Annotated in this window: 25 protein-coding genes; 16 read left to right on the forward strand and 9 right to left on the reverse strand. The window is 69.7% G+C overall.

Translation table 11 applies throughout. From position 1 onward, the window contains the following. Window positions 1–25: 25 nt before the first annotated feature. A complete protein-coding gene (locus J2853_RS22245) occupies window positions 26–1,228 on the reverse strand; it encodes a SecDF P1 head subdomain-containing protein (RefSeq protein WP_307560927.1) in 1,203 nt (400 codons plus the stop codon). Window positions 1,229–1,737: 509 nt separating this feature from the next. Between J2853_RS22245 and ald the strand changes: the two genes are divergently transcribed. The 6 genes from ald (at window position 1,738) to J2853_RS22275 (ending at window position 7,223) form a co-directional block, all read left to right on the forward strand. Beyond that, on the forward strand, window positions 1,738–2,865 hold the full coding sequence (ald, locus tag J2853_RS22250) for an alanine dehydrogenase (protein ID WP_307560929.1): 1,128 nt from the start codon (window positions 1,738–1,740) through the stop codon (window positions 2,863–2,865). A 750-nt stretch (window positions 2,866–3,615) separates the two neighbouring features. Then, window positions 3,616–3,816, forward strand: coding sequence for a hypothetical protein (locus J2853_RS22255; protein WP_307560931.1), 201 nt, complete (start codon window positions 3,616–3,618; stop codon window positions 3,814–3,816). Between the two features lie 21 nt (window positions 3,817–3,837). Then, on the forward strand, window positions 3,838–4,377 hold the full coding sequence (locus tag J2853_RS22260; RefSeq protein ID WP_307560932.1) for a MauE/DoxX family redox-associated membrane protein: 540 nt from the start codon (window positions 3,838–3,840) through the stop codon (window positions 4,375–4,377). A 16-nt stretch (window positions 4,378–4,393) separates the two neighbouring features. Continuing rightward, window positions 4,394–4,936 carry a hypothetical protein gene (locus tag J2853_RS22265; protein WP_307560934.1) on the forward strand — a complete coding sequence of 181 codons (543 nt, stop codon included), beginning with the start codon at window positions 4,394–4,396 and terminating at the stop codon, window positions 4,934–4,936. Then, the gene (locus tag J2853_RS22270) at window positions 4,933–6,777 is read left to right on the forward strand and encodes an ABC transporter ATP-binding protein (protein ID WP_307560936.1); all 1,845 of its coding nucleotides are present in this window, start codon (window positions 4,933–4,935) and stop codon (window positions 6,775–6,777) included. The genes J2853_RS22265 and J2853_RS22270 overlap by 4 nt, the downstream gene beginning before the upstream one ends. Beyond that, window positions 6,774–7,223 carry a S26 family signal peptidase gene (locus tag J2853_RS22275; RefSeq protein WP_307560938.1) on the forward strand — a complete coding sequence of 150 codons (450 nt, stop codon included), beginning with the start codon at window positions 6,774–6,776 and terminating at the stop codon, window positions 7,221–7,223. The genes J2853_RS22270 and J2853_RS22275 overlap by 4 nt, the downstream gene beginning before the upstream one ends. Before the next feature lie 64 nt (window positions 7,224–7,287). Here J2853_RS22275 and J2853_RS22280 read toward each other — a convergent pair whose 3' ends face one another. Then, window positions 7,288–7,911 carry a thioredoxin-like domain-containing protein gene (locus tag J2853_RS22280; protein WP_503167741.1) on the reverse strand — a complete coding sequence of 208 codons (624 nt, stop codon included), beginning with the start codon at window positions 7,909–7,911 and terminating at the stop codon, window positions 7,288–7,290. Window positions 7,912–8,033: 122 nt separating this feature from the next. Here J2853_RS22280 and J2853_RS22285 point away from each other — a divergent pair, with 122 nt between their 5' ends. Beyond that, the gene (locus J2853_RS22285) at window positions 8,034–8,684 is read left to right on the forward strand and encodes a DUF305 domain-containing protein (protein WP_307560942.1); all 651 of its coding nucleotides are present in this window, start codon (window positions 8,034–8,036) and stop codon (window positions 8,682–8,684) included. Between the two features lie 69 nt (window positions 8,685–8,753). Continuing rightward, window positions 8,754–9,053 carry a DUF3467 domain-containing protein gene (locus tag J2853_RS22290; protein ID WP_179281821.1) on the forward strand — a complete coding sequence of 100 codons (300 nt, stop codon included), beginning with the start codon at window positions 8,754–8,756 and terminating at the stop codon, window positions 9,051–9,053. Window positions 9,054–9,122: 69 nt separating this feature from the next. Here the strand turns inward: J2853_RS22290 and J2853_RS22295 are convergent, their stop codons facing one another. The 6 genes from J2853_RS22295 to J2853_RS22320 form a co-directional block, all read right to left on the reverse strand. Further along, window positions 9,123–10,187 (reverse strand): threonine aldolase family protein, encoded by a 1,065-nt coding sequence (locus tag J2853_RS22295; RefSeq protein ID WP_307560946.1) that lies wholly within the window; start codon window positions 10,185–10,187, stop codon window positions 9,123–9,125. A gap of 148 nt (window positions 10,188–10,335) precedes the next feature. After that, entirely contained in the window at window positions 10,336–11,007 is a 672-nt protein-coding gene (locus tag J2853_RS22300) for an SDR family NAD(P)-dependent oxidoreductase (RefSeq protein ID WP_307560947.1), read from the reverse strand. Then, entirely contained in the window at window positions 11,004–13,112 is a 2,109-nt protein-coding gene (locus J2853_RS22305) for a DUF6421 family protein (protein WP_307560950.1), read from the reverse strand. The genes J2853_RS22300 and J2853_RS22305 overlap by 4 nt, the downstream gene beginning before the upstream one ends. 312 nt (window positions 13,113–13,424) lie before the next feature. Further along, the gene (locus tag J2853_RS22310) at window positions 13,425–14,285 is read right to left on the reverse strand and encodes a nitrilase-related carbon-nitrogen hydrolase (protein ID WP_307560951.1); all 861 of its coding nucleotides are present in this window, start codon (window positions 14,283–14,285) and stop codon (window positions 13,425–13,427) included. Between the two features lie 5 nt (window positions 14,286–14,290). Beyond that, on the reverse strand, window positions 14,291–14,515 hold the full coding sequence (locus tag J2853_RS22315; RefSeq protein ID WP_307560953.1) for a hypothetical protein: 225 nt from the start codon (window positions 14,513–14,515) through the stop codon (window positions 14,291–14,293). Between the two features lie 133 nt (window positions 14,516–14,648). Then, complete coding sequence (locus J2853_RS22320) at window positions 14,649–15,029, reverse strand: EF-hand domain-containing protein (protein ID WP_307560955.1); 381 nt, start codon at window positions 15,027–15,029, stop codon at window positions 14,649–14,651. Between the two features lie 236 nt (window positions 15,030–15,265). On the opposite strand from J2853_RS22320, the gene J2853_RS22325 reads away from it, so the two are divergent. The 7 genes from J2853_RS22325 (at window position 15,266) to J2853_RS22355 (ending at window position 22,310) form a co-directional block, all read left to right on the forward strand. Further along, entirely contained in the window at window positions 15,266–15,568 is a 303-nt protein-coding gene (locus tag J2853_RS22325) for a hypothetical protein (protein WP_307560957.1), read from the forward strand. A 238-nt stretch (window positions 15,569–15,806) separates the two neighbouring features. Further along, window positions 15,807–16,382: a hypothetical protein gene (locus J2853_RS22330; RefSeq protein WP_307568769.1), complete on the forward strand. Its 576-nt coding sequence runs from the start codon at window positions 15,807–15,809 to the stop codon at window positions 16,380–16,382. A gap of 290 nt (window positions 16,383–16,672) precedes the next feature. Continuing rightward, on the forward strand, window positions 16,673–18,136 hold the full coding sequence (locus J2853_RS22335; RefSeq protein ID WP_307560959.1) for an extracellular solute-binding protein: 1,464 nt from the start codon (window positions 16,673–16,675) through the stop codon (window positions 18,134–18,136). Further along, entirely contained in the window at window positions 18,136–19,071 is a 936-nt protein-coding gene (locus tag J2853_RS22340) for a carbohydrate ABC transporter permease (RefSeq protein ID WP_307560961.1), read from the forward strand. Before J2853_RS22335 ends, J2853_RS22340 begins: the two co-directional genes overlap by 1 nt. A 64-nt stretch (window positions 19,072–19,135) precedes the next feature. Beyond that, window positions 19,136–20,086, forward strand: a complete 951-nt coding sequence (locus J2853_RS22345; protein ID WP_307560963.1) for a carbohydrate ABC transporter permease — start codon at window positions 19,136–19,138, stop codon at window positions 20,084–20,086. Between the two features lie 12 nt (window positions 20,087–20,098). Continuing rightward, window positions 20,099–21,187: an NAD(P)-dependent alcohol dehydrogenase gene (locus J2853_RS22350; protein WP_307560965.1), complete on the forward strand. Its 1,089-nt coding sequence runs from the start codon at window positions 20,099–20,101 to the stop codon at window positions 21,185–21,187. 4 nt (window positions 21,188–21,191) lie between these two features. Continuing rightward, window positions 21,192–22,310, forward strand: a complete 1,119-nt coding sequence (locus tag J2853_RS22355) for an ABC transporter ATP-binding protein (protein WP_307560967.1) — start codon at window positions 21,192–21,194, stop codon at window positions 22,308–22,310. Between the two features lie 38 nt (window positions 22,311–22,348). Here the strand turns inward: J2853_RS22355 and J2853_RS22360 are convergent, their stop codons facing one another. Next, window positions 22,349–23,137 carry an SDR family NAD(P)-dependent oxidoreductase gene (locus J2853_RS22360; protein ID WP_307560969.1) on the reverse strand — a complete coding sequence of 263 codons (789 nt, stop codon included), beginning with the start codon at window positions 23,135–23,137 and terminating at the stop codon, window positions 22,349–22,351. Window positions 23,138–23,460: 323 nt separating this feature from the next. Here J2853_RS22360 and J2853_RS22365 point away from each other — a divergent pair, with 323 nt between their 5' ends. Next, window positions 23,461–24,315: a class I SAM-dependent methyltransferase gene (locus J2853_RS22365; protein WP_307560971.1), complete on the forward strand. Its 855-nt coding sequence runs from the start codon at window positions 23,461–23,463 to the stop codon at window positions 24,313–24,315. Window positions 24,316–24,378: the final 63 nt, after the last annotated feature.

Below are 24,378 nucleotides of genomic sequence, written 5' to 3' on the forward strand. Positions count from 1 at the left end.
CAGGCGGCATCGAGCGGCCGAGGTTCTAGGTCGTGTCGCCGGAGTCACAGGCGACGCCGTCCCCGTCCTTGTCGACGTACCACTCGTACTCCTCGTGGGTCTCCTTGTAGTAGGGCCCGTAGCCGTCGAGGAGCGCGGCCTTGCAGTTCGGATACCTGGGGTCGAGTTCGGAGCCGGCGGCCCCCGTCGAGGACGGGGCATCCGGCCGGCGCGTCGTACCGGGCCCCGCGGCCGGTGCGACCGTCGCGGACCGACCCGCCGGCTGCGAGGTGTTCGCGGCCGGCGGAGTCGAGGGCGGGGTCACGGGCTGGTTCGAGGACGGGGCCGAGGGCGGGGTCACGGGCTGGTTCGAGGACCCGGACGTGACGGACGGCGCCGTCGGCTGGGGCTGGCCCGTCGGCTGGGGCTGGCCCGTCGGCGCCCCGGTCGTGCCGGCCCCTCCACCGAGCAGTCGCACGACCATGGCGTCCGCCTGCTCCTTGGTGAAGGAGCCCGCGATGCTGAGGCTGTCATCGGTGATCACTTGGGCGACCCGGGGAGCCGCCACCACCTTCTCCCCCACGACGATCGCGATCGGCTGGTCGACCGTCTCCTGCGTCAGGTCGTTGATCTGATCGCTGAACGCGGGCGCGAACGCGATCCTGACCGAGTAGGCGCCGCTCTTCTCCCTGATGGCCTCGATCTTCCGTACGGCGTCCACGTTCACCCCGGCGGCGATCATGTAGCAGGCCTGTCCCTGCTCGTCGGGAACGCCGTCGGGGGTTGTGCAGGCCCCGGCCTGCGTCCCGGTCACCGGGGCGAAGTGGATGGGGATCGACAGGCGCCTGGGCGGCGTGCCCCCGAGCGGCATGTCGGGGTTCCTGGTCATGAGGACCGCGATGGTGCCGAGCACCCCGGTGATCAGTACGACGACGACCAGGGCGGCGACCAGGATCGCGGTGGTGGCCCGGCTCGCCCTGGGGGCGCCCGGCACGCCACCGGGCGGACTCGCCTCGGGCGCGCTCGCCCTGTGCTTGCCGCGTGAGGTTCCCGACGGTCCCTGCGGGCTCCCGGGCTCCTGCGGACCGGGCGGGCTCCCGGCGCCCTGCGAGCTCTCGGCACCCTGCGAGCTCCCGGCGCCCTGCGAGCTCTCGGCACCCTGCGAGCCGGGCGGACCGCCGGGCAGCCCCGGGGGGCCGGGCGGAGGCTCGGGCGACCCCTGCGAACCGGGAGAGGACTCGGGCGGCATGGATCCGTAGGACCCGGTCGGCTCCGAAAAAGGATCACGGGGCCCGGCAGGAGGCCCCTGGGGGCTCAGGGGATGGTCGTGGGGCCCGGCCGGCGGCACCTGCGGATCCGGGGAGGGGGCCGGCGCCGACTCGAACCAGGATCCCTTCGAATCCGAGGATTCCTGCGCCCCGGGAGGGAGGCCGTGTGGCTCGGGGAAGGTCTCCCGCGTCCACGGAGAAGGCTCGCGAGACCCGGCCGGAGGTCCCTGCGGCACGGGCGGCCCACCCGGACCCTCGTGCATCTCCATGTCACATCCTCATATTCCTCGCATTTGCTCGCGGCGAGCCTACCGATCAGCACAGGAAGGCGGGTAACCAGAAGGTCAAGATCGCCATTGAAAACCCGAGGACAGGTCGAGGTTGACGATATGTCATCAACCCCGGTTGATTCCTTCCAGCTTGCACATAGTGGCTGCTCTCCGGGGAACGCAGAGTGAAAAGTGACGCAGTCGCGCAACCTGGAGGAGCCGTGAAGATCTCAGTTCCCCGCGAGGTCAAGAATCGTGAATACCGTGTGGCCCTGACCCCCGCCGGAGCCCACGAGTTCGTCAGGCACGGTCACCAGGTCTTCATCGAGAAGAACGCCGGCGCGGGATCCTCGATCCCCGACGCCGACTTCCTCAGCGTGGGCGCGATCATCCTCGACTCCGCGGACGACGTGTGGGCCGAGGGCGACCTGGTCCTGAAGGTGAAGGAACCGGTCGCCGAGGAGTACCACCGGATGCGCAAGGGGCAGGTGTTGTTCACCTACCTGCACCTGGCCGCGTCGGAGGCGTGCACCCGTGCCATGCTCGAATCCGGCGTCACCGGCATCGCCTACGAGACCGTGCAGAACCCGAACGGATTCCTGCCGCTGCTGGCCCCGATGTCGGAGGTGGCGGGACGACTCGCCCCGCAGGTGGGGGCGTACCACCTGATGCGCCAGGGCGGCGGGCGAGGCGTGCTGATGGGCGGGGTGTCGGGCGTGCACGCGGCCAACGTGGTCGTGATCGGCGCCGGGGTCTCCGGCATGAACGCCGCGGCCATCGCGCTGGGCATGCAGGCGGAGGTGCTGCTGCTGGACCGGAACATCGACAGGCTCCGCCAGGCGGACCTGATCTACCAGGGTCACTGCATGACGGTCGCCTCGAACGCCTACGAGGTCGAGCGCGCGGTCCTGGCCGCGGACCTGGTCATCGGCGCCGTCCTGGTACCGGGCGCGAAGGCTCCCCGGCTGGTCGGCAACGAGCTGGTCGCGCGGATGAAGCCCGGTTCGGTCCTGGTGGACATCTCCATCGACCAGGGCGGCTGCTTCGAGGACTCCCGTCCCACCACCCATGACAACCCGATCTACCAGGTGCACGACTCGGTGTTCTACTGCGTGGCCAACATGCCGGGCGCGGTCCCGCACACCTCGACGTACGCGCTGACCAACGTGACCGTGCCCTATGCCCTCGCGATCGCCGACCTGGGCTGGCGGGACGCCCTGCGGAGCGATCCCACGCTGGCCCTCGGGCTGAACACCCACGAAGGACATCTGACCAACCTGCCCGTGGCCGAGGCCCACAGGCAGGAGTGGGTGTCCCCGGGGCGGGTTCTCGGCACGACCGAAACCTGAGGCCGTACCCGGCACATAGTGATCCAATCCGTGAAATAGCTCACACCGCTCAAGATCTTGACTCTCCGCTTTTCATGTGTAAAAAATATAGTCATCTTGAATTTCACCCCTGCACAAATTTGCGCTTCGTGGCTTGGTCCGAGTCGCCGCGGCAGTGAAATCCGACCCATTCATCACCCACAAACGCACGATCGGGGAAGGCCGTCCAAGGCACCGTCGGGCGCACGGCGCGCACGTAATCGACGGAGCGGAGAACACGGCACATCGGCGACCGGTCCATCCTGGGCCACGGCATTGTCGCCGCGTGAGGCCGGCCGCGTTCTCGGACGGCGAGGCGGCCTGTGTCCCGCGGGACACAGGCCGGCCGCGGAGGCCCGCCACCGACCACCGGCATAGGCGAAGGCCCGACGGAGTGGATGACCCCAGGTCATACCACCCGTGAAGTAGCGCGGCCCGTAGTCCGCATCGACCCACGCCATCATCACGGCGGCCCGCCGGCCCGGCGACCACCCCGTACGCCCGGCCGCCGAAAGCCATTCCCGAATTACGGGGAAAAAACCCATGAAAGAATTCCCCGTAAAACAGATTGGTAAACGAACAAAATCGAATCGCAATTCGAATCACATAAGGCATTGCTTCAATTAGCTTTCTCTCATATCGTGTGAAACGCGTCGCCCCGGACGTTCATTCCGGCCGTACGTGAATCCCTCGCATGCGGAAACGGCGATCCGAATGAGGAAAGGGAACGAAATGCTCAGCAAACTGGAAACGCTCGGCGACCGGTTACTGAACCGGTTCGTGCCCAACACGACGGCGGCGGCGAGCTGCCCGTGTGGCGCCTATCCCTACACCGGCCCGTGCTGGTACTACCCCGCCTGCGCCGGAGGCCTGCACAAAGACTGTTACTGCACGGACAGCGCGCGTTACATCTCCTGCAGTACCTGCCACTAACACCCACTGAGGCCCACCGACATGGCATACGTCGTACTGGCTTGCCAGGTGCTTGTGGCAGTCGTCTTCGCGGCAGCGGTAATCAGCAAATGGTCTGGTAAGGCGTTTGCCGAGTTCACGGCCTCGACCGGCCGGCTGCTGCCGCCCCGCCTCGCGGGGTGGCGGCAGCCGGCCGCCCGGGGGGTGTTCGCCGCCGAGCTGGCCGCCGTGGTCCTGCTGGCCGTTCCCACCACCGCCGTCATCGGGTTCGCCCTCTCAGCCGTGCTGCTGACCGGGTTCGCGGCCGGGATCGCCGGAGCACTGCGCCGGGGTGAACGCACCCCGTGCCGCTGCTTCGGGGCCGCGGGCACACGACTCGGACCGGCGCACCTGGTGCGCAACCTGGTGCTGGCCGTCATCGCGGCCGTCGGGCTGGCGGTGTCGCTGTCGGCGCCGGCCGCGCCGGTGCAGCCGGCGCCCGCCGCGGTCCTGGTCGTCGCCTCCCTCGCGGGCGCCGCTCTCGTGATCCGAATGGACGATCTCATCACCCTGTTCGCTCCCCCCTCCGTATCGTCGAAATAGAACGGAAGTAGCCAACATGCTCGTTGTCACGGCCACTCTCCTGTGTGTCGCCATGACCGCCCTGAACCTGGTCCTCAGCCTCGGCGTGGTCCGCCGGCTGCGGGACCACAACGACCGCCTCACCGCTCTGGAAAAGGCCGAGTCAAGACCCGACCCCATGATCGGTCCGGGAACCCGCCCCGCCGCTTTCGCCGCCACCACGGTGGACGCCGAGCCGATCACCGAAGCGGGCCTCGCCGGTGGCGGGCTGGTGGGATTCTTCTCCCCCACCTGCGGTTCGTGCGAGGAGTGGCTGCCGCAGTTCGCCGCGGCGGCCGGCGCGCTGCCGGGCGGCCCGCGTCAGGCGCTGGCCGTGGTCGTGGCGGAGACGGAGACGGAGGCGGCCGACATGGTGTCGAGGCTCCGCGACGTCGCCATGGTCGTGGTCGAGAAGGACGGCGGGCCGCTGTCCACCGCGTTCAAGATCTCCGGTTACCCCGCCATGTGCCGCCTGAACGACGACGGATCCGTGGCCACCTTCAAACCCGCGGACGTGGTCACCGTGCCGGTGGTGGCGTGAGTGAAACCCCGGCGACGATCCGGCTCACCCCTCGGACGGCTCTGAGCCACGCCCGCACGGCCGCCCGGCTGACGCTGAAGGCGGCACCGTGGAGCCTGGCGCTGCTCGCGGTGCTGGCGGTCGCCGCCGGACTGGCGCCGGTGGCGACCGCGTGGCTCAGCAGATTGGTGCTGGACGGCCTGGTCGACGGTATGGGCGGTCCGGCACTGGTCTGGCTGGCCGTCACGCTGGCCCTCGTCGGGATCGCCACGGTGATCCTGCCCAGGCTGTCCCAGTACGCCGAGGCGGAGCTCGGGCGGCGGGTGAGAGTGATCGCGGTGGACCGGCTCTACACCGCGATGAATCAGCGGTTGCGGGGGCTCACCACGCTGGAGGACCCGCGCTTCCACGACCGGATCCGGCTGGCGCAGCAGGGCGGCAGTGTCGCGCCGGGTGACCTGGTGAACAGCGCGACCGGGATCGGCAGGGGTGCGCTGACCCTGACCGGTTTCCTGGTCACCCTGTTGCTGGTCAATCCCTGGCTGGTGCTGGCCGTGGCGGTCGCCTCGATCCCGACCGTGCGCGCGGAGATCCTCATGGGCCGGCGCCGGATGCAGGCGATGTGGCGGATCGGCCACGCCGAGCGGCGCCAGTATTTCTACGCGAACCTGCTCAGCTCCCCGCGGGAGGCCAAGGAGATCCGTCTCTTCGGCCTGGGGACCTTCTTCCGGGACCGGATGCTGGGCGAGCTGAGGTCCGCCAACGCCGCCAACCACTCCCTGGACCGGCGGGAACTGGGAACGCAGATCCTGCTCGGTGTCCTGGGGGCCGTGGTCGCCGGAGGCGGACTGGTCTGGGCGATCCAGGCCGCCCGGTCCGGGCGGTTGACCGTGGGGGACGTGACGGTGTTCGTGGCCGCGATCGCCGGGGTCCAGGGCGCCATCTCCGGAATCGTGGGACAGCTGGGAAGCGCCCACCAGGCGCTGCTCATGCTGGACCACTACCACGTGGCGACCACGGTGGAACCCGACCTGCCGGTTCCGGCGGCACCCGCCCCGGTGCCGGCGCTGACGGACAAGATCGAGCTCCGGGACGTCTGGTTCCGGTACGGTCCGGATCTGCCATGGGTGCTCCGCGGGGTGAATCTCACCATCCCCGCCGGCCGGGCCACCGCGCTGGTCGGGCTCAACGGGACCGGGAAGAGCACGCTCGTGAAGCTGCTCTGCCGGCTCTACGACCCCACCCGCGGTCAGATCCGCTGGGACGGGGTCGATCTGAAGGAGACCGATCCCGCCGAGCTGCGGGAGCGGATCGGCACGGTGTTCCAGGACTACGTGGAGTACGAGCTGTCCGCGGCGGAGAACATCGGCCTGGGTGACCTGGCCCGCATCCAGGACCGGGACCGGATCGAGGCCGCCGCCCGCCAGGCCGGGGTTCACCAGGCGCTGGCCTCACTGCCGAAGGGTTACGACACCATGCTGACGCGGATGTTCCTGGAGGGCGTCGACGACCCGGAGTCCGGGGTGCTCCTCTCCGGCGGGCAGGGGCAGCGGCTGGCTCTGGCCCGGGCGCTGCTACGGGACGAGCGGGATCTCCTCATCCTCGACGAACCCAGCTCCGGCCTGGACGCCGAGGCCGAGGCCGAGATCCACACCCGGCTGCGGGAGCACCGCGCCAGCCGCACCAGTCTGCTGATCTCCCACCGCCTGAACACGATTCGCGACGCGGACCGGATCGCGGTTCTTTCCGACGGGGAGATCGCCGAGTACGGAGACCACGACCAGTTGATCACCGAGAACGGCGTCTACGCCCGGCTCTTCGCCCTGCAGGCCCGCGGCTACGCCGAAACGACGCCCCGATGATCTGGCTGCCACTGGCCGCGACGGCGGTGGCCGCGGCGTGGCTGGAGTGGCTGCGACGGCGGCACCTGGTGGTCGCCGTACGAGGTCCCAGCATGGCCCCCACCTACCACCACGGCGACCGGGTGCTGGTGCGACGTCGTTCGGGACGCCGGCTGCGGACCGGCCAGGTGGCCGTGGTCGACCTGCCCGAGCGGTTACGGCCCATGCCGGACGGCGTCAGCCTGGAGGAGTCCCTGCGCAACCGGCGGGTCATCAAACGCGTCGCGGCGGTCCCCGGTGACCGGGTGCCCTTCCCCATCGAGGGACCTGGGCCGGTGGTGCCCTCCGGCTGTCTGGTGCTTCTCGGAGACAACCCCGACGGCAGCGGAGACTCCCGGCAGTACGGTTACGTCCCCGTCGACGCCGTGGTGGGCGTGGTGGTCCGCCCCTTGCGGACGCGGTCGTGAGGTCCTTCGAAACAGGGCGGCGCCGACATCGCCCGCACCGGCGCCGCTCCTGTCGTCTTCCAGATCAGCTCAGGGGGTCGCCTGTTCCGCCGGTGCACGCCGCGCCGACCTCAGGGGCGTCGGGACCGTTCTTGAACTTGGAGATGAACCTCGCCAGTCGAGGATCTCCCGCATCCGTGATGCCCGTGAGTTGCTTACTCCACGAACTGATGACAATCGGCGACGGAATCCCCTGATAGGGACTGAGGAGAACGTAGTCCTGCTGCTTGCGGACGAGTTCGCGAAGCTGCTCGACCTGAGCCTGGGGCAGATCCGGGCGGTAGGTGATCCACACGGTTCCGTGCTCCAGCGAGTGGACCGCCTTCTCGTTGGCGACCGGCTGGTCGTAGATTCCGCAGTTCTGCCAATCCGGCGGCGGGGCGTGCGGTCCCCCGACCGGCGGGACCTCCTTGTAGGTGACCGGATCGGTGGTGTGTTCGCTTCCGAGGTATTGGAAGGACTTCACCGCATCCAATGAGCTGGCCGACCGCTCGTTGACGATGTAGAACCCGACCAGTCCGACGAGCAGCACGATGACGGCACCTCCGGAGCCCCACATCAGGAACGCGGTCCGGCGTTCCTTACGTTTCTGCTCCGCACGCATGCGGTCAAGATGATCTCGCCGCGCCTGTGTCTTTTCCTTCGTCATCGCCCCTCCAGTCGACGCCCAATTTTCGGATCACACTATGCCCTGGCGGTGTATATAGAGAATAAACGGATCGCAATGCAGCATGCAGCAGTGATTCACGACAGGGGTACCCTGGGTGGGCAATGGAAGATTCTACCGAAGGTCAACTGAAGCCCAAGCGCCGCGTGCTGCTCGGCCTGCTGCTCGGCTGTCTGGTCGTGGCGGCCGTCCTACTGCTGATCGTCGGCAGGAGCACGGACCCGACCGACGCTTCGGCCGAAGCGGGTTTCGCTCGCGACATGGCCGTCCACCATGCCCAAGCCGTCGAGATGTCCTTCATCGCCAGGGATGGAAGTAAGGACGAGACACTCCGGGGGCTGACCTACGACATCATCATCACGCAGACCGCCCAGCGCGGAATCTTCATGGGATGGCTTCAACAGTGGGGGCTGAACCAGGCCAGTGAGCGGCCGACGATGGCGTGGATGGCCGGTCACGGCCATGGCGGCACGGCGGTGGCCTCCACGACGATGCCCGGCATGGCCAGCATGGACGAGCTCAAAAAGCTCCGCGAGGCCACCGGCGAGGATCAGGAGATCCTCTTTCTGCAGCTCATGATCCGCCATCACGAGGGCGGCGTGCAGATGGCCCAGGCCCTGCTGAAATTGTCGAACCGTAACGATGTGACCACGGCGGCGAGACACATCGTCCAAAGTCAGACCGGTGAGATCAAACTGATGACCGACATGCTGAGGCAGCGTGGCGCCCAACCGCTGCCTTCCATCCTTAAGTAGCGTCGGCGCGTCCCTGTGCGGCCGGTTTCCGGCCAGGGCAGCATGGAGCCAACCTGGCCGGAGGAAAAAATGGTGAACGACGAGCCGGAGAACCGCCTGGAGGTGAGCATCTCCGCCGAGGTCGAATCAGGGCAATACGCCAACTTCGCCTCCGTATGGCACACCCAGGATGGCTTCGTCCTGGACTTCGCGGTGATCACCAGACCACCCCAGCTGGCCAACGACCCCTCTTCCGGCCAGCACTTCGTCAGCGTGCCCACCCGGATCGTCAGCCGGATCCGCATCCCTCCGAGCCAGGTGTTCGAGCTGATGAAGGCCCTCGAACAGCAGCTCACCGCCTACGAGCACGAAACCGGCCACAAGGCCTGACCTGCCCCGGCCTCGGAGCATGGTGACGTCCCGCCCGACGGGCGGGACGTCACCGGCCCGGACCGTGTCTCACGCCGACGCGTTCATCTCCTCCGCCAGCGCGGCGGCGAAGGCGTCCACGTCGGCCTCGGTGGTGTCGAACGCGGTCATCCAGCGGACCTCGCCGGTGGCCTCGTTCCAGACGTAGAAGCGGAAGCGCTTCTGCAGGCGCTCGGTCACATCGCGGGGCAGGATCGCGAAGACCGCGTTGGCCTGCACCGGGCGCGGAACCTCCACGCCGGGGATGTCCCTGACGGCGGCGGCGAGCCGCTGGGCCATGGCGTTGGCGTTACGGGCGTTGCGCAACCACAGGTCTCCCGCCAGCAGCGCCTCGAACTGAACCGAGACGAACCGCATCTTGGAGGCGAGTTGCATGGCGCTCTTGCGCAGGTAGCGCAGGCCGTGGACGGCGCCGGGGTTCAGCACCACGACGGCCTCGCCGAACATCAGCCCGGCCTTGGTGCCGCCGAAGGACAGCACGTCCACCCCCACGTCGGTCGTGAACGCGCGCAGTGGCACGTCCAGGGCGGCGGCGGCGTTGGTGGCGCGGGAACCGTCGAGGTGGACGACCATGCCGAGCTCGTGGGCGTGGTCGCAGACCGCCTTGATCTCGGCGGGCGTGTAGAGCGTGCCCAGCTCGGTGGTCTGGGTGATCGAGACGACCTTGGGCTGGGCCCGGTGCTCGTCGCCGAACCCCCACGCCTGCCTGTCGATCAGCTCGGGGGTGAGCTTGCCGTCCGGGGTGGCCACCGGCAGCAGCTTGAGGCCCGCGGACCGCTCGGGCGCACCGCCCTCGTCGGTGTGGATGTGCGCCGAGTCCGCGCAGACCACCGCCTCCCAATGGGAGGTCATCGCGCGGAGCGCGACCACGTTGGCGCCGGTTCCGTTGAACATCGGCCAGGCCACGGCCTCCGGCCCGAAGTGCGCGCGGAAGGTCTCCTGCAGCGCCTCGGTGTAGACGTCGTCGCCGTAGGCGATCTGATGCCCCTCGTTGGCGAGTGCCAGGGCCTGGAGGATCTCCGGGTGGACCCCTGCGTAGTTGTCACTGGCGAAGCCCTTCACCAGCGGGTCGTGCCTGCGAATCGCGTCCGTCACTTCTTCCCCTCAGCGAGGCGGTCCGGCGGTGCGTGGACGGCCGGCCGCCGTTGTGCCTGTCTCCCCACTCGCGAACGAGGTCCGATCGGGCGCTCACTCGCGTGCGAGGTCCGACCCGGTACTCACATCCGGGTGAGATCCAACCTGTTCACTCCCGGGTGAGATCCACCCGGGTGCCGTTGGCGTCGGTGTCCCAGAGGCCGGCGATCGCCTCGGCGAGACGGTCGACGTCGGTGAAGCCGGGGAACTTCTTCTCCGGACTCGCCGCGCGCATGCCCTCGTCCACCAGCGCCTTGACGACCAGGATATTCGCGGTGGAGGCCGTGCCCTCCAGCGCGTCGGCGAAGGCCAGGGTCCAGGCCTCGGAGGCCGCCTTGGCCGCGCCGTACGCCGCGCCGCCCTGGGTGGGGCGCTCGGCCGCCTTCGCCGAGACGATGGCGAACCGGCCGCGCTCGCTGGCTTTGAGCAGCGGCTCGAAGGCCAGCGTGACGTGCTGGAGGGTACGGATCAGCAGGTCGTGAAGGGTGTCCCAGTCTTCCAGACCGGTCTCGGCGAAGGTCTTGGACCCGCGCCAGCCGCCGACCAGGTGCACGATCCCGTCCACCCGGCCGTGCTCGGCCTCGACGGCCGCCGCGAGGACCTTCACCGCGTCGAAGTCGAGCAGGTCGACCTGCCTGTGATCATGCTTTCCCGGCTGCTCCGCGGGCGTCCCGGGGCCGGCGGACCTGCTCACCCCGACGACCGTGTGCCCCTCGCCCGTGAATCGGCGGACGACGGCCTGGCCCGCGGGTCCGGACGCGCCGGTAACAAGGATGATCATGCTCGGATGCCCTTCGTGGAGTCGATGACATCGCCGAGCTTACGGCGCAGGGCCTCGTAGAACATGCTCAGGGGGAACTCGTCGGGCAGCACCGCGTCCACCACCGCCTTGGTGCTGGTGCTCGCCTCGGTCGCCCGGGGGTCCGGGGCCGGCAGCGCGTCCACGCCGCGGGCCCAGACGGAGGCGGGGTGCGGCTCCACGTAGGCCGCGACGAGCTGGTGCGCGGCCAGCCAGTGGGCGAGCTTGGCGCGGTCGATGCCGTCGCGGTAGAGCTTCTCGATCTCGCCGCGCAGGTCGGCGACGCCGTCGGCGAGCCGGTCCCAGTCGACGCTCAGCCGGTTGTCGGTCCACCTGACGACCCCGTTGCGGTGCAGGTAGGAGAAGAGCAGCTGGCCGCCGAGCCCGTCGTAGTTGCGGACCCGGGCCCCGGTGATCGGGAAACGGAACAGCCTGTCGAACAGGATCGCGAGCTGGACGTAGCGGGCGTGCGGCACGCCCTCCCCCTCCAGCTTCACGGCCTCGCCGAACGCGGTCAGGTCGCAGCGGAGCTCCTCCAGGGAGTACAGCCAGTACGGCATGCGCTGCTTGATCATGAACGGGTCGAACGGCAGGTCGCCGTGGCTGTGCGTACGGTCGTGGACCAGGTCCCAGAGCACGAAGGTGTCCTGGGCCAGGTCCTGCGACTCGATCAGCCGGGCCGCGTCCGGCGGCAGCGCCAGCTTGAGCGTGGCCGCGGCGGCCCTGCTCACCGCGCGGAACCGGGCGGCCTCGCGGTCCGCGAAGATGCCGCCCCAGGTGAAGCGGGGCGGGGTCTCGCGGACGGCGACGGTCTCGGGGAAGAGCACCGCGGAGTTGGTGTCGTACCCGGAGGTGAAGTCCTCGAAGGCGATCGGCACGAACAGCGGGTTGTCGTAACGGGTGCGCTCCAGCTCGGCCAGCCACTCGGGCCAGATCGTACGGATCCAGACGGCCTCGATGTAGCGGAAGGTGGTGCCGTTCTGCGTGTACATCGGGAAGACGACCAGGTGCTCCAGGCCGTCCACCCGCTGGGCGTCGGGGTGGAAGGCGTTGAGCGAGTCCAGGAAGTCGGGCACGCCGAGGCCCTGCCCGACCCACTTGCGGAAGTCGGCGACGACGGCGGTCAGGTAGACCTCGTCGTGGGGGAAGCGGGGCGCGAGCCGCGCGACGTGGTCGACGATCTCGGAGATCAGCTCCACCGCCCGGTCGCGATCGCCCTCGATGGAGCCGTCCTTGGCCTGTAGCGGCTTGATCGCCTCCACGGCCTCCTTGAGCCCCTTGAAGGCGGCCTCGGCCTCCGACTCCCTGGTCGCCGCCGGGGCGGGGACTCGCGCGACCCAGGTGACGAGGTTGCCCCAGAGCGCGGCGTGGTCGTAGTCGCCGATCGAGTCGTCGCCGAACAGGTCGGAGTCGGCGACCACCACGACGCGGCCCCTGCCGTGCCGTACGGCCACGGCGAGGGGTTCGCCGGCGGGGTCGGCGGTGGACGACGTCCGGAACAGCACCGTCGCGTGTTCGGGGGCGGTGAGCACGCCGGCCCGGTAGAAGCAGGCGCGGCGGGCCCCCGCGAGGAGGTCCTGGCCGGCCGCGTCGCCGTCGCCGGCCGTGTCGGCGGGGATGCCGAGAACCCAGGAGGCCACGCCGTTGTGGGCGCTCCTGGGATCCCGGACGAGGGTGTGCTCGACCCCGACGCCGAACCGGGCGAGCAGCTCGGTGAGGTTGCTGCCGTACTTCTCCTGCTCGTACTCGGCCAGCACGACCAGGCCGCCGCCGCCCGCGACGTACTCCTCGATCGCGTCGAGCTCCTCGACGGGCAGGACGGGGCTGCCCAGGCCGGTGGTGCGCTCCCAGCGCTCGGCGGACGGATGAGCGATCACGAAGACGTCCTGCGCGCTCAGCAGGGCCGGGGTGATCGAGCCCTCCGTGTGCGCGGCGACGGTGTGCCCGAGATCGTGCAAAAGTTCCGCGGCGCGGGCGTAGCTGCTGTCGTCGGGGTGTCCCGGATTCATCGTCTCGGCCATGTCCCGCCGGATGGTCCATGACTCGCTGTGTGCCTCGTCGAACAGCACCCGCGGGAAAGCTCGCACGATAAATCCTCCCTCATATGAGACGTAATGACGGAAAATATACACAATACGAACGAATATTGACACATCCCTTATGGTCCGGCCGGTGGGGCCGGGCAGGGGAAGGCGCTCGGACGCGCGGCGCTCACGGCCTCGCGGCGCCCGGACCGATCACCGAGGTAGGCGTCCCCGGACTCCGGGGAAATCGGCCAGCGCCCCGCGCGGGACCCGCCGGTACGGGATCCGCCCGCGCGGGTCCTGCCCGCGCGGGATCCGCCCGCGCGAGAGACGCTCGCGCGGGATCCGTCCGCGTGAGAGGCGTCCGTGTGAGGTTCACACCTCGGCGGGGTCCGCGCTCCGTGCGGGTTCCAGAATCGACCGGTACAGCTCCGGACGGCGGTCGGCGTGCACGTCGTTGTGCGCGCCGACGCGCTTGCTCCGGGCGTCGCCGAGCCGGCACTCGGCGATCACCAGTCCCTCGTCGTAGGCGGGCCGGGGTCCGGCGAGGAGGAACCCGTCGGGGTCGGCGACGACCGAGCCGCCGACCCAGGCCACGCCGCGCTCGGGTCCGGCCCGATCGCAGGCGGCGACGAACATGCGGTTCACCGAGGCGCTCGCCTGCACCCGCGTCACCTCGGCGGGTCGCTCCCCCGCGGGACGCGGGGACAGCGGCCAGTTCGTGGGAACGCAGAGCAGGTCGGCGCCGCGGAGCCCCACCGTGCGGACCCACTCCGGGAACTTCAGGTCGTAGCAGACCAGAAGGCCGATCCGGCCGACCGCCGTGTCGACGACCGGTGGAAGCTCGTCGCCGGGGGTGAAGACGGTCTTCTCCAGGTCCCACAGATGCGTCTTGCGGTACACGGCGCGCACGCCGCCCGCGTCGACGAGGACGGCGGAGTTTCGTATGAGCCCGTCCTCGTCACGCTCGCACAGCCCGCCCACCAGGATGAGGCCGTGCCGTCGCGCGGAGGCGATCCAGCCTTCCACGGTGGGGCCGTCCAGCGGCTCGGCGAGCCCGGCCGCCTCGGCCCGATCGCGGAACACGTATCCACTGTTGGTCAGTTCGGGGAGGATCACGACCCGGGCTCCGGCCGCCGCCGCGCGTTCGACGGCCCGCCGGGCGACGGCACGGTTGCCGTCCGGATCTCCCACCGCGAGGGCGAGCTGGCAGCAGGCGACAGAGGTCAAGGACATCTGGCTCATGCCGCCGACGCCGCGAACGACTCATGGCCGGTCGGAGACTCACGACGCTCCGGCTCACGGTCGCTCGCGGTGATCGCCACCCTCCCGGCCTCCGGGCCGGCCCCCCGGGTGAGCGCGAAGCGCGGCGGGCCGGACACCGGCGGGCCCACCGTGAAGGAGACGCCGGCGCCGTCCGGCGCATCGGCCACCGGGCATGGACGGAAAGGGGTCATAGCGGACATGCCCACAAGGTAGGCGGTCGGCCCGCGCCGTGACCAGAGCCCGTGGACGCCGCGCGGGTTGAAGATCACGATGATGGCGTGGCGCTCGCGGAGGTGGGCGTCCCGCCGTACGCGTTGACGGTCACGACACCGATCAAGAAGACACGCCCACGCCACCCGAGCGTTTCCGCGCGTCCGCGGTCCCGGTGGACCGGGTCACCTCGTCCGCCTCCGCGGCGGGTCTCAGGGCCTGTTCGAACCGGTCGCGGTCGGCGCTCTGCCGCTCCATCGCCGCCCAGAACCCCGCCCGCGAGACGATGCCGTCGCGGCCGGTGTCAGCCTGCCGGATCAGCGACTCCCACAAGGTGTTGTAGACGTCGACCAGGTGACGGATCGCGGTCGACTCCGACGCGCACTCGGGCTGCTCGAAGGCCTGCCGGCCCGGCGCGCGCGGGTCCGGGCGCGCGATCCCGCCGTCACGGCCGGCGTCCCACGCGTCGAACCAGAGGTCATGCTTGCGGTTGAGTGCGTTCATGGCCGCGTCTCCATTCATTACTCCAGGTAGCTGCATCGTAACTATATGTTCACGAGCGTGTACAGCCGGTGCCGCCCCCACCCCGCGAGCCACCTCGATCCACGGGTCGCGACGGGGTCGGGCGGGCGGCCGAGGACCCTCCGGAACCAATCTCATCGAAGTGTATTGTCACGCAAAGTAATCGTCATATAACTTGCCGTGAAGACACTCGACCGGCCCCACCCAAGGAGATCCCCATGTCCCCCACCATCCGGCACGCCGCCCTGGCCGCGGCGGCGGTCGCCGCGACCTTCGCTCTCACGCCCACCGCTCACGCCACCGCGTCCCCTTCCCGATACACCTGCGCGAACGGCCCGTTCGAAAGCGAGAACGAAGGCGACGCCATCGGAACCGATTGCGGCGTCGACGACACAGGCGCCCCGAACCAGATCCATTTCTCCACGTATGGAAGCACCTACGTCTGCGAAGCGGTCGAGCCCCAGCCCCCCGCCGAAGACGGGTCGATCGCGGTGATCGGCTCGGGCTGCGAGGAGGAGTGACACCCCCGGGCGCGGAATCCGCGGACCCGAAGGCACGAGGCCGACGGGCGAAGCCGTTCCACGCCACTCCCTCCAGGCCCCCCGGAGGACCGCTGACTTCACTTAATGTGTCCAATCAACTACGAAGGGTACGGCAGTGAGGAAAGGCGCGAATCGCAACGCCTGACGTTCTCCGGGGGGAAGAATGCCTGTACGGGGTGTCCGGTCCGCTGCCGTCCCGGCAGCGGCCTTGCTGGCGGTGACACTGCTCGGCGGTTGCGGCGACACGCCGTCCACCGTGAATCCCGAAGCCGTGGTGACCGCGAACTCGGCGCCCGCCGCCGCCCTGCCGGATCCCGGCGTCCCACCCGCCGCGAACGCCCCACCGGCGATGGAAACCGACCAGGAGTACGACGCGGAGTGTCCGGCCACGAGTAACGCCAGGCCGTTCGCCAAGACCCGCTTCGCGTTGCACGCGGGCCTCGCCCTGGGCGCCTTCTACCGCTACATCTACCGGCCGCTGCGAAGCGGCGGTTTCGAACGCGGAGCGGAGAGACGCAAGCGGACCTTTCTGAAGGCGGCCGTGGCCGGCGCCTTCACCCTTCACGAACTGAAAGTCGCCAGGCGCTTCGCCATGGCCAACCCGACATTGTGCAAGGGGACCAAGGCGGTCAGCGACGGTTTCACCGGCCTGCTCACCAAACTGAAGAACGGCACCGCCACACAGGCCGACCTCGACGCCGGCATGAACTCCTTCAACGCCCTGCGGGAGAGCGCCTCGAAGAACGGCTACGACTTCAAGGAGCGGAACGTCACCGTCCCCGGCGCCGCCTGAGCGGGGCCCCCGGCACCGGTCCGGCGGGCCGTCCGGATCATTCGGCGCCCCCGCGACAGGCCCGCGGCCTGCGGCGATCATGGGATCGCCGCAGTCGGCCCCGGGTCATTCCGTCTGGTGAAAGTGTCGGGCTCCTCATTTTTCCACCGCCTCGGGCGACGGAAGCCAAGGCCTCATATTTTTCCGGACAAAACACCATATATATGTTTATTTAAATATTTTTGCGACATAACTAATTAAATGGGATAAAGCTACTGTCGTTGCCCTGACCTGCAGTGTCAGGAGGTGCAGTGAACGACTATCCACCTCAGCCGAGCAGGCGTGACGTTCTTCGTGGCGCCCTGGCCACCGGCGCCTCCCTGTCCCTGGCGGGGGGCCTGAGTTCCTGCGGCTCCCGCGGTGACGTGGCACGAGTCGCCGGCGGTGACGAGTGGCGGCAGTTCAAGGGCGCCACCCTGAACTTCATCTCGGAGAACACCGCTCCCACCGCGGCCATCGCCGCGAACCTCCGCCCGTTCACCGATCTGACGGGTATCAACGTCAACATCGTGACGCTGGAGCTGACCGCGCTGGTCCAGCGGGTCGCCCTGGACCTGGCCTCGGGCCGGGCCCAGTACCAGGTGATCTACGCCGATCCCTACCAGGTGCTCGCGCCGTACCAGCGAGGACTGGTGGACCTGCGTTCGCTGCAGGCCGATCCGAACCTGCCGGACCTGCCCGTCGGCCTCGGAGACTTCATCCCCACCCAGCTTGACGCCGCCGGCCGGTTCGTCGAGTCCGCGCCCGTCTACGCCCTGCCGTACGACGCGCCGACGATGATCTGGCAGTACCGGCAGGACCTGTTCGACAAGTATCGCGACCGCATGGCGGACGACCTCGGCTTCGACCCGCGCCCCGGCGGCGACCGGACGTGGGAGGAGTACTTCGGGATCGCCCGGTGGTTCAACAAGAACGCGACGTCGGAGGTCGCGTACGGCACCGGGCATCAGGGCCGCCAGCACGACTCCCTGATGAACGACTTCAGCAACGTGCTCTGGTCCTACGGGGGCGACTACTTCGACAACGGCCGGGAAGTCGGGCGCATGGGGTCGCGGAACCCCGGCCCGTGCCGGATCGACTCCGGCGCCGCGATCGCGGGCGCGGAGTTCTACAACCGGCTGCTCGGCATCGCCGACCCCGCCTCGAAGACGTGGGACTGGGACGGCCTGGGCGCCGCGTTCCGCGCGGGCCGGCTGGCGATGTGCCCGAACTGGCACGAGTACGCGGCCAGCAACGAGGAGGTGCTACCCGGCAAGGTCGGCTACTCGCCGCTGCCCAGGGGCCCGGGCGGGACCGCCAACATGTACGGGGGCACGGGGGTCGCGATCAGCGGGAACACGCTCCCCAACGAGCGCGGCGCGGCCTGGCTGTTCATCGTGTGGGCCACCTCTCCCGAGACCCAGCTCGCCAACCTCAGGAGCAAGGCCGGCGGGGGCACTCCCACCCGCACCTCCGTGTACGAACTGCCGGAGGTGCGCGCGGCCGAGAAGCGGCCCACGTCGATGCCCAACATGCTCACGGCCGCGGCGGTACGGCAGGCCTGGCAGCCCGGCAAGATCGGACTCCGGCCCAAGATCCCGATGTGGAACGAGTGCAACACCGCGATCTTCACGCAGCTGTCCCGGATGCTCACCGGGTCGACGTCGCCCGAGGAGGCGATGCGTTCCATCACCTCGCGGGTGGACCAGATCGTGGAACGGGGGTGGGTGGCCTGATGGCACACGTCGCGGACTCCTCACCGGCGCTCAGCCGATCCGCCCCGACGCGGAGCACCGCTCCCAAGGAGCCGCGCGTCGGCTTCGAGGGCAGGATGATGACCCCCGGCCTGATCCTGCTGGCCGCGCTGTCGATCCTGCCCTTCCTCGCCCTGATCGCGATGAGCTTCTCCCGCGTCCGGCTGCTGGGCGGGGTCCGTCTCGAACTGGTGGCCCTCACCAACTGGATTCGCTTCCTCACCGACGCCGACATGTGGATGTCGTGGCTTCGCACGATCATCTACTTCGTGCTCACCGTCGGGCTGGAGATGGCGCTGGGGGTGGGCATCGCGCTGTGCCTGTACCGGGTGCTGCGCGGCCGTAACGTCCTGCTCAGCCTGCTGCTGCTGCCGATGTTCGCCGCGCCCGTGATCGTCGGCCTGCTGGGCCGCTACCTCACCGACTCCACCTTCGGGCTCTACGCGTGGGTGCTGCGCTCCCTCGGCTACACCGGCGACATCCTCGGCAGCCCCGCCACCGCCTTCGCCGCCGTCGTGCTGATGGACGTGTGGGAGTGGACCCCGCTGATCGCCCTGATCACCCTGGCCGGGCTGTCCAGCGTGCCCCAGTCGGTGAGGGAGGCCGCCGCCGTCGACGGGGCCCCGGCCTGGATGACGCTGCGGTACATCATCTTCCCCGCGATCGCCAACGTGCTGCTGGTCGCGCTGCTCATCCGCTCGATGGACGCCATCCGCTACTTCGACATCATCTGGGTCACCACCAACGGCGGCCCGGCGGACGCGACCAAGATCGTCCCCATCCGGCTGTACGAGACCGCGTTCCGCTTCTTCGACCTCGGCTACGCCGCCGCCATCGGCCTGGCGATGCTGGCCTTCTCGATCTTCATCGCCCGCACCTTCGTCCGGCTGCTGGACACCAGGGGGTTGACCCGATGAGCACCTTCACGACGTCGCGGTCATCCGTACCCCGGCGGGCCGCAGGGGAAGGGGGGCCGACCCGATGAGCACCTCGATGACGCCGCGGTCGTCCGTACCCCAGCAGACCCGCCCCGATCAGGCCGTACGGGGAAACGGGCACGGGGTCGTCGCCGCCCCGCCGGGAGTGCCGCAGTCCCCGCTTGAGGCGAGCAGCCGGCGCTCACGGTGGGTGGTGGCGCTCCTCCTCGCCGCGGCCCTGCTCTGGACGCTGGTTCCCCTGATCTGGATGCTGCTGTCGTCGTTCAAGAACCGCGCCGACGTGACCTCGGCCACGCCGCAGGTCCTGTTCGCCCCGACCCTGGACAACTACCGCAACCTGTTCACCGGCTCGAACAACCTCGGGCCCTACATCTGGCACAGCGTGCTCGCCGCCGGGATCTCCGCGCTGCTCGCGGTCTGCCTGGGCGCGCTCGCCGGCTACGGCCTGGCGCGGACCCAGATGCGCGGGAAGAAGCACCTGGCCTTCTGGATCATCTCGACCCGCATGGCGCCCATCGCGGCCGTCGTGGTCCCGCTGTTCCTCATCTTCCGCGGGATCGGCCTGATCGACTCGATCCCCGGCCTGGTGCTGGCCTACCTGACCTTCAACCTGCCCTTCGCCATCTGGTTGATGAGCGCGTTCTTCGCCGAGGTGCCGGCCTCCCTGGAGGAGTCCGCGCTCGTCGCCGGCTGCACCCGCTGGCAGGCCTTCCGTACGGTCATCCTCCCGCTGACCAAGTCGGGGCTGGTCACCACCTTCGTGCTGTGCCTCGTCTTCGCCTGGAACGACTACGCGTTCGCCGTGGTCTTCTCCGGGCCGAACTCCCAGACACTGCCCATCGCCGCCTCCCAGCTGGTCACCCAGACGGGCATCGACTGGGGTCAGCTCACCGCCATCGGCACGATCGTGGTCGTGCCGATGATGCTCGCGGGGCTCGCCGTGCGCCGCTGGCTGGTCACCGGGCTCACCCTCGGCGCCGTCACCGGAGAGTAGGAGCGAAAGGCCATGACCTCCCACAGCGTTCATCCCCGGTCCCGCCACCGGAAAGGAGGGGAGCCGAAGACCACGCGCGAGCCCACCATGCGCGCGGCCGTACTGCAGGGAGCGGGAAAGATCACGCTGGAGGAACGGCCCCGGCCCACGCCCGGCCCCCGGGACGTGCTCGTGCGGGTCTCCTCTGTCGGGACGTGCGGCTCCGACGTGCACTACTACGAGCACGGGCGGATCGGTGACTTCGTGGTGGAGTCTCCGCTGGTGCTCGGCCACGAGCCCTCCGGGACCGTGGTCGCCGCCGGGCCCGGGGCCGGCCGTCACCGCCCGGGGCAACGTGTCTCGCTGGAGCCGGGAGTGCCCGACTTCACCTGCCCGCAGTGCCGGGCCGGCCGCTACAACCTCTGCCCGCGGATGCGTTTTTTCGGCACCCCTCCGATCGACGGGGCCTTCTGCGAGTACGTCGTCGTGCGCGAGGAGTTCGCCCATCCTGTACCGGACACGCTGTCCGATGACGCCGCCGCCCTGATCGAGCCGCTGTCGGTGGGCGTGTGGGCCTGCCGGAAGGCCCGGGTCGGGCCCGGCGCCCGCGTGCTCGTCACCGGCGCGGGCCCGGTCGGGCTGCTCTGCCTGCAGGCCGCGCGGGCCTTCGGCGCCGCCGAGGTCATGATCACGGATGTCAATCCCGTCCGGCTGGGGCTGGCCCGCGACCTGGGTGCGAGCGTGGCCCTCGACGTGCGCGAGAACCGTCTGGCCGACGCCGCGTTCGAGCCCGACGTGCTGCTCGAATGCTCGGGTCGTCCCGCCGCCGTCGGGGAGGCCGTCCGCTCGGTGGGGCGGGCCGGACGGGTCGTCCTCGTCGGCATGGGCGGGGACGAGATCCCGCTGCCGCTGACGCACGTGCAGACGCGTGAGCTTGAGGTGACGGGCACGTTCCGCTACGCGAACACCTGGCCGACGGCCATCGAGCTGGCCACCTCGGGACGCGTCCGGCTGGACGCCCTGGTCACCGGCCACTACGGCCTGGCCGGGGTCGAGCAGGCGCTGACGGCGGGCGCCCGCGATCCCGGCCTGGTCAAGGCAGTCGTACAACCGCAGGAGTGATGACATGGCCAGAGTTCTCTACGAGCAGGCGACCCGCGTCTATCCGGGGTCCACGCAGCCCGCGGTGGACGCCCTCGACCTCGATATCGCCGACGGCGAGTTCCTGGTCCTCGTCGGCCCGTCCGGCTGCGGGAAGTCCACCTCCCTGCGCATGCTCGCCGGGCTGGAGAGGGTCGACGGCGGGCGCATCGCCATCGGCGAGCGTGATGTCACCCACCTGCCGCCGCGCGACCGGGACATCGCGATGGTGTTCCAGAACTACGCGCTCTACCCGCACATGTCGGTGGCCGACAACATGGGCTTCGCCCTGCGAGTGATCAAGGTTCCCAAGCAGGAGCGCGACCGCCGGGTCCTTGAGGCCGCCCGCCTGCTGGACCTGGAGGAGTTCCTCGACCGCAAGCCCAAGGCGCTCTCCGGCGGCCAGCGGCAACGCGTGGCCATGGGCCGGGCGATCGTGCGCGAACCGAAGGTGTTCCTCATGGACGAGCCGCTGTCCAATCTGGACGCCAAGCTGCGCGTGCAGACCCGCACCCAGGTCGCCGCCCTGCAACGCCGGCTCGGGACGACGACCGTCTACGTGACCCACGACCAGGTCGAGGCCATGACGATGGGCGACCGGGTCGCCGTCCTCAAGGACGGGCTCCTGCAGCAGGTCGACACGCCGCTGCGCCTCTACCAGCGGCCGGCCAACGTCTTCGTGGCCGGGTTCATCGGCTCCCCGTCGATGAACCTGGGCGAGTACCGCGTCGAGGGCGAGGAGGCGATCCTCGCCGGCGGGACGCGGGTGCGGCTGACCCACGAGACGCTCAAGGCGCTCAAGGACGAGGGCGGCGACCGCGTCATCCTGGGTTTCCGGCCAGAGGCCGTCGAGGTGGTCGGCGACGCCGGCGAGGACCACACGACCTTCCCGGTCACCGTCACCGTCGTCGAGGAGCTCGGTTCGGACGCCTTCCTCTACGGCCAGTACGCCGACACGACCGATCCGGTGCTCCGCGAACAGACCGTCATCGCCCGGGTCGACCCCACGGCACCGCCGTCCAAGGGCTCCCGGGTCCTTCTGCGGATCATGCCGGGCAAGGAACAGCTCTTCTCGGCGAGCACCGGCCTGCGGCTACCTACCTGACGGCCGGAGGCGAAGGCCGGCCCGGCCTGGGGCGGTACTCACACCGTGAGGCCGCCGTCGACGGGCACGACCGCGCCGGTGACGTACGAGGCGCGGTCGCTCAGCAGCCAGGCGGCGGCTTCGGCGACCTCCTCCGGTTCGGCGACGCGGCGCAGCGGGGTGCTCGCGCTGAACTGCTCGACGATGTCGGGGTCCTCCTCGACGAACTGCTGGAACATCGCGGTCATGGTGGTGCCCGGGGCGATGGCGTTGACCCGGATGCCTTCGGGCCCGTACTCGACGGCGGCGGTCTCGGTGAGGCTGTTGACCGCCCGCTTGGAGGCGGAGTACGGTCCCAGCCTCGCGCTGGACCTGAGGCCGGCGGTACTGCTGTTGTTGACGATCGCGCCGCCCCCGGCTGTCGCGCGCATCGCCTTGATCTCCGCCACCATGGCCAGCCAGACGCCTTTGTAGTCGATCGAGGTGACCCGGTCGAAGTCGCTGCCGGGCACCTCGGCCAGGGGTACGGGGGCAGCGGACACTCCGGCGTTGTTGAAGGCGACGTCGAGGCGCCCGTGACGCTCCACCACCTTGTCGACCGCGTTCTGGATGCCCTTCTCGTCGGCCATGTCGGCCACCACGTAGTCCGCGGTGCCGCCGGCCGTCCGGATCTCGTCGACCACGGCGCTCAGCTCGGACTCGGTACGCGAGGCCAGCACGACCGCGGCGCCCTCCCGGGCGAACAGCCGCGCGGCGGCGGCGCCGATGCCTCGCCCCGCACCGGTGACCAGCGCCACCTTGTCTTCGAGGAGTCCGTGAGCGGCGTTCGTACCGCTGCTTTCTGTCATCGATTTGTTCATATGTCCAGTTTGTGACAGATCGGCTACTCCGGCCCATCCTTGGCAGCACCTCTATGACCTGCGACAACGGTAGTTCAACGGAGGTAAACGCAGCCGAACCGGCGTACGGCCTCACCTGTCGCCGCGCGCGCCGCCCTGGCCGGACGAACCGTCCGCCCAGGGCCTCCTGATTTTTAGGTCCCGTTGACACTTCCCACGCCGCACATCATTATGAACACGCGTTCATGAACGCTTGTTCATAACAAGGACGATCCGACCGGATCGAGACCGGGGCCGACGAAGCCATTCGACGTCCCCGCAGAAGGAGAGCGATGCATTCCGTCGTCAACACCGAGCAGGCCGAGGCGTGGAACGGCTACGAGGGCAATCACTGGGCCGATCACCAGGACCGCTACGACGCCGTGAACAGCGGGTTCAACGATCACCTGCTCGCGGCGGCCGATCTCGGCGAGCAGGACAGGGTGCTCGACATCGGGTGCGGAAACGGGCAGGTGACACGGCTGGCCGCCCGGCGGGCGCGACTCGGGCACTCCACCGGGATCGACCTGTCGGGGCCCATGCTCCAGCGAGCCCGCGCCACCGCCGCCGACGAGGGGGTCTCCAACGTGACCTTCGCGCGGGGAGACGCCCAGATCCACCCCTTCCCCGCCGCGGGCTTCGACGTGGCCGTCAGCCGGTTCGGAATCATGTTCTTCGCCGACCCGGTCGCCGCGTTCGCCAACATCGGCCGCGCGCTGCGGCCGGGGGGCCGTCTCGCCCTGCTGTCCCTGCGCTCCATGGCCGAGAACGACCTGGGAACCGTCTTCGCGGCGATGGCCGAGCACCTGCCCTCGAATTCCCTGTGGCCCGACGCCGACGGGCCGGCCCCCTCGGGGCCGGAGTCGCTGGCCGACCCGGACCGCATCCACGAGGTGCTCACCGACGCCGGCTACGAGAAGGTGGCCTCGGCCCCCGTCGAGGCGGCCCAGGTGTGGGGCAGGGACGCCGCGGACGCGGCCCGGTTCCTCTACGCCTGGGGCCCCGTCCGCCACATGCTCGGCAAGGTCGACCAGACCTCCGCCGCCCGTGCCCGTGACGCGCTCACGGCGGCGCTGCGGCCCTACGAGGGGCACGACGCCGTACGGCTGCGCGGCGCGGCACGGCTCATCACCGCCACCCGCCCCTGACCACCCGCCCCTGACCACCCGCCAGGCGACCGACGCGGCCGCGACGCTCAGGGGCACGACGGG

Origin of the sequence: Streptosporangium lutulentum, assembly GCF_030811455.1 — a bacterium.
Lineage (GTDB): Bacteria > Actinomycetota > Actinomycetes > Streptosporangiales > Streptosporangiaceae > Streptosporangium > Streptosporangium lutulentum.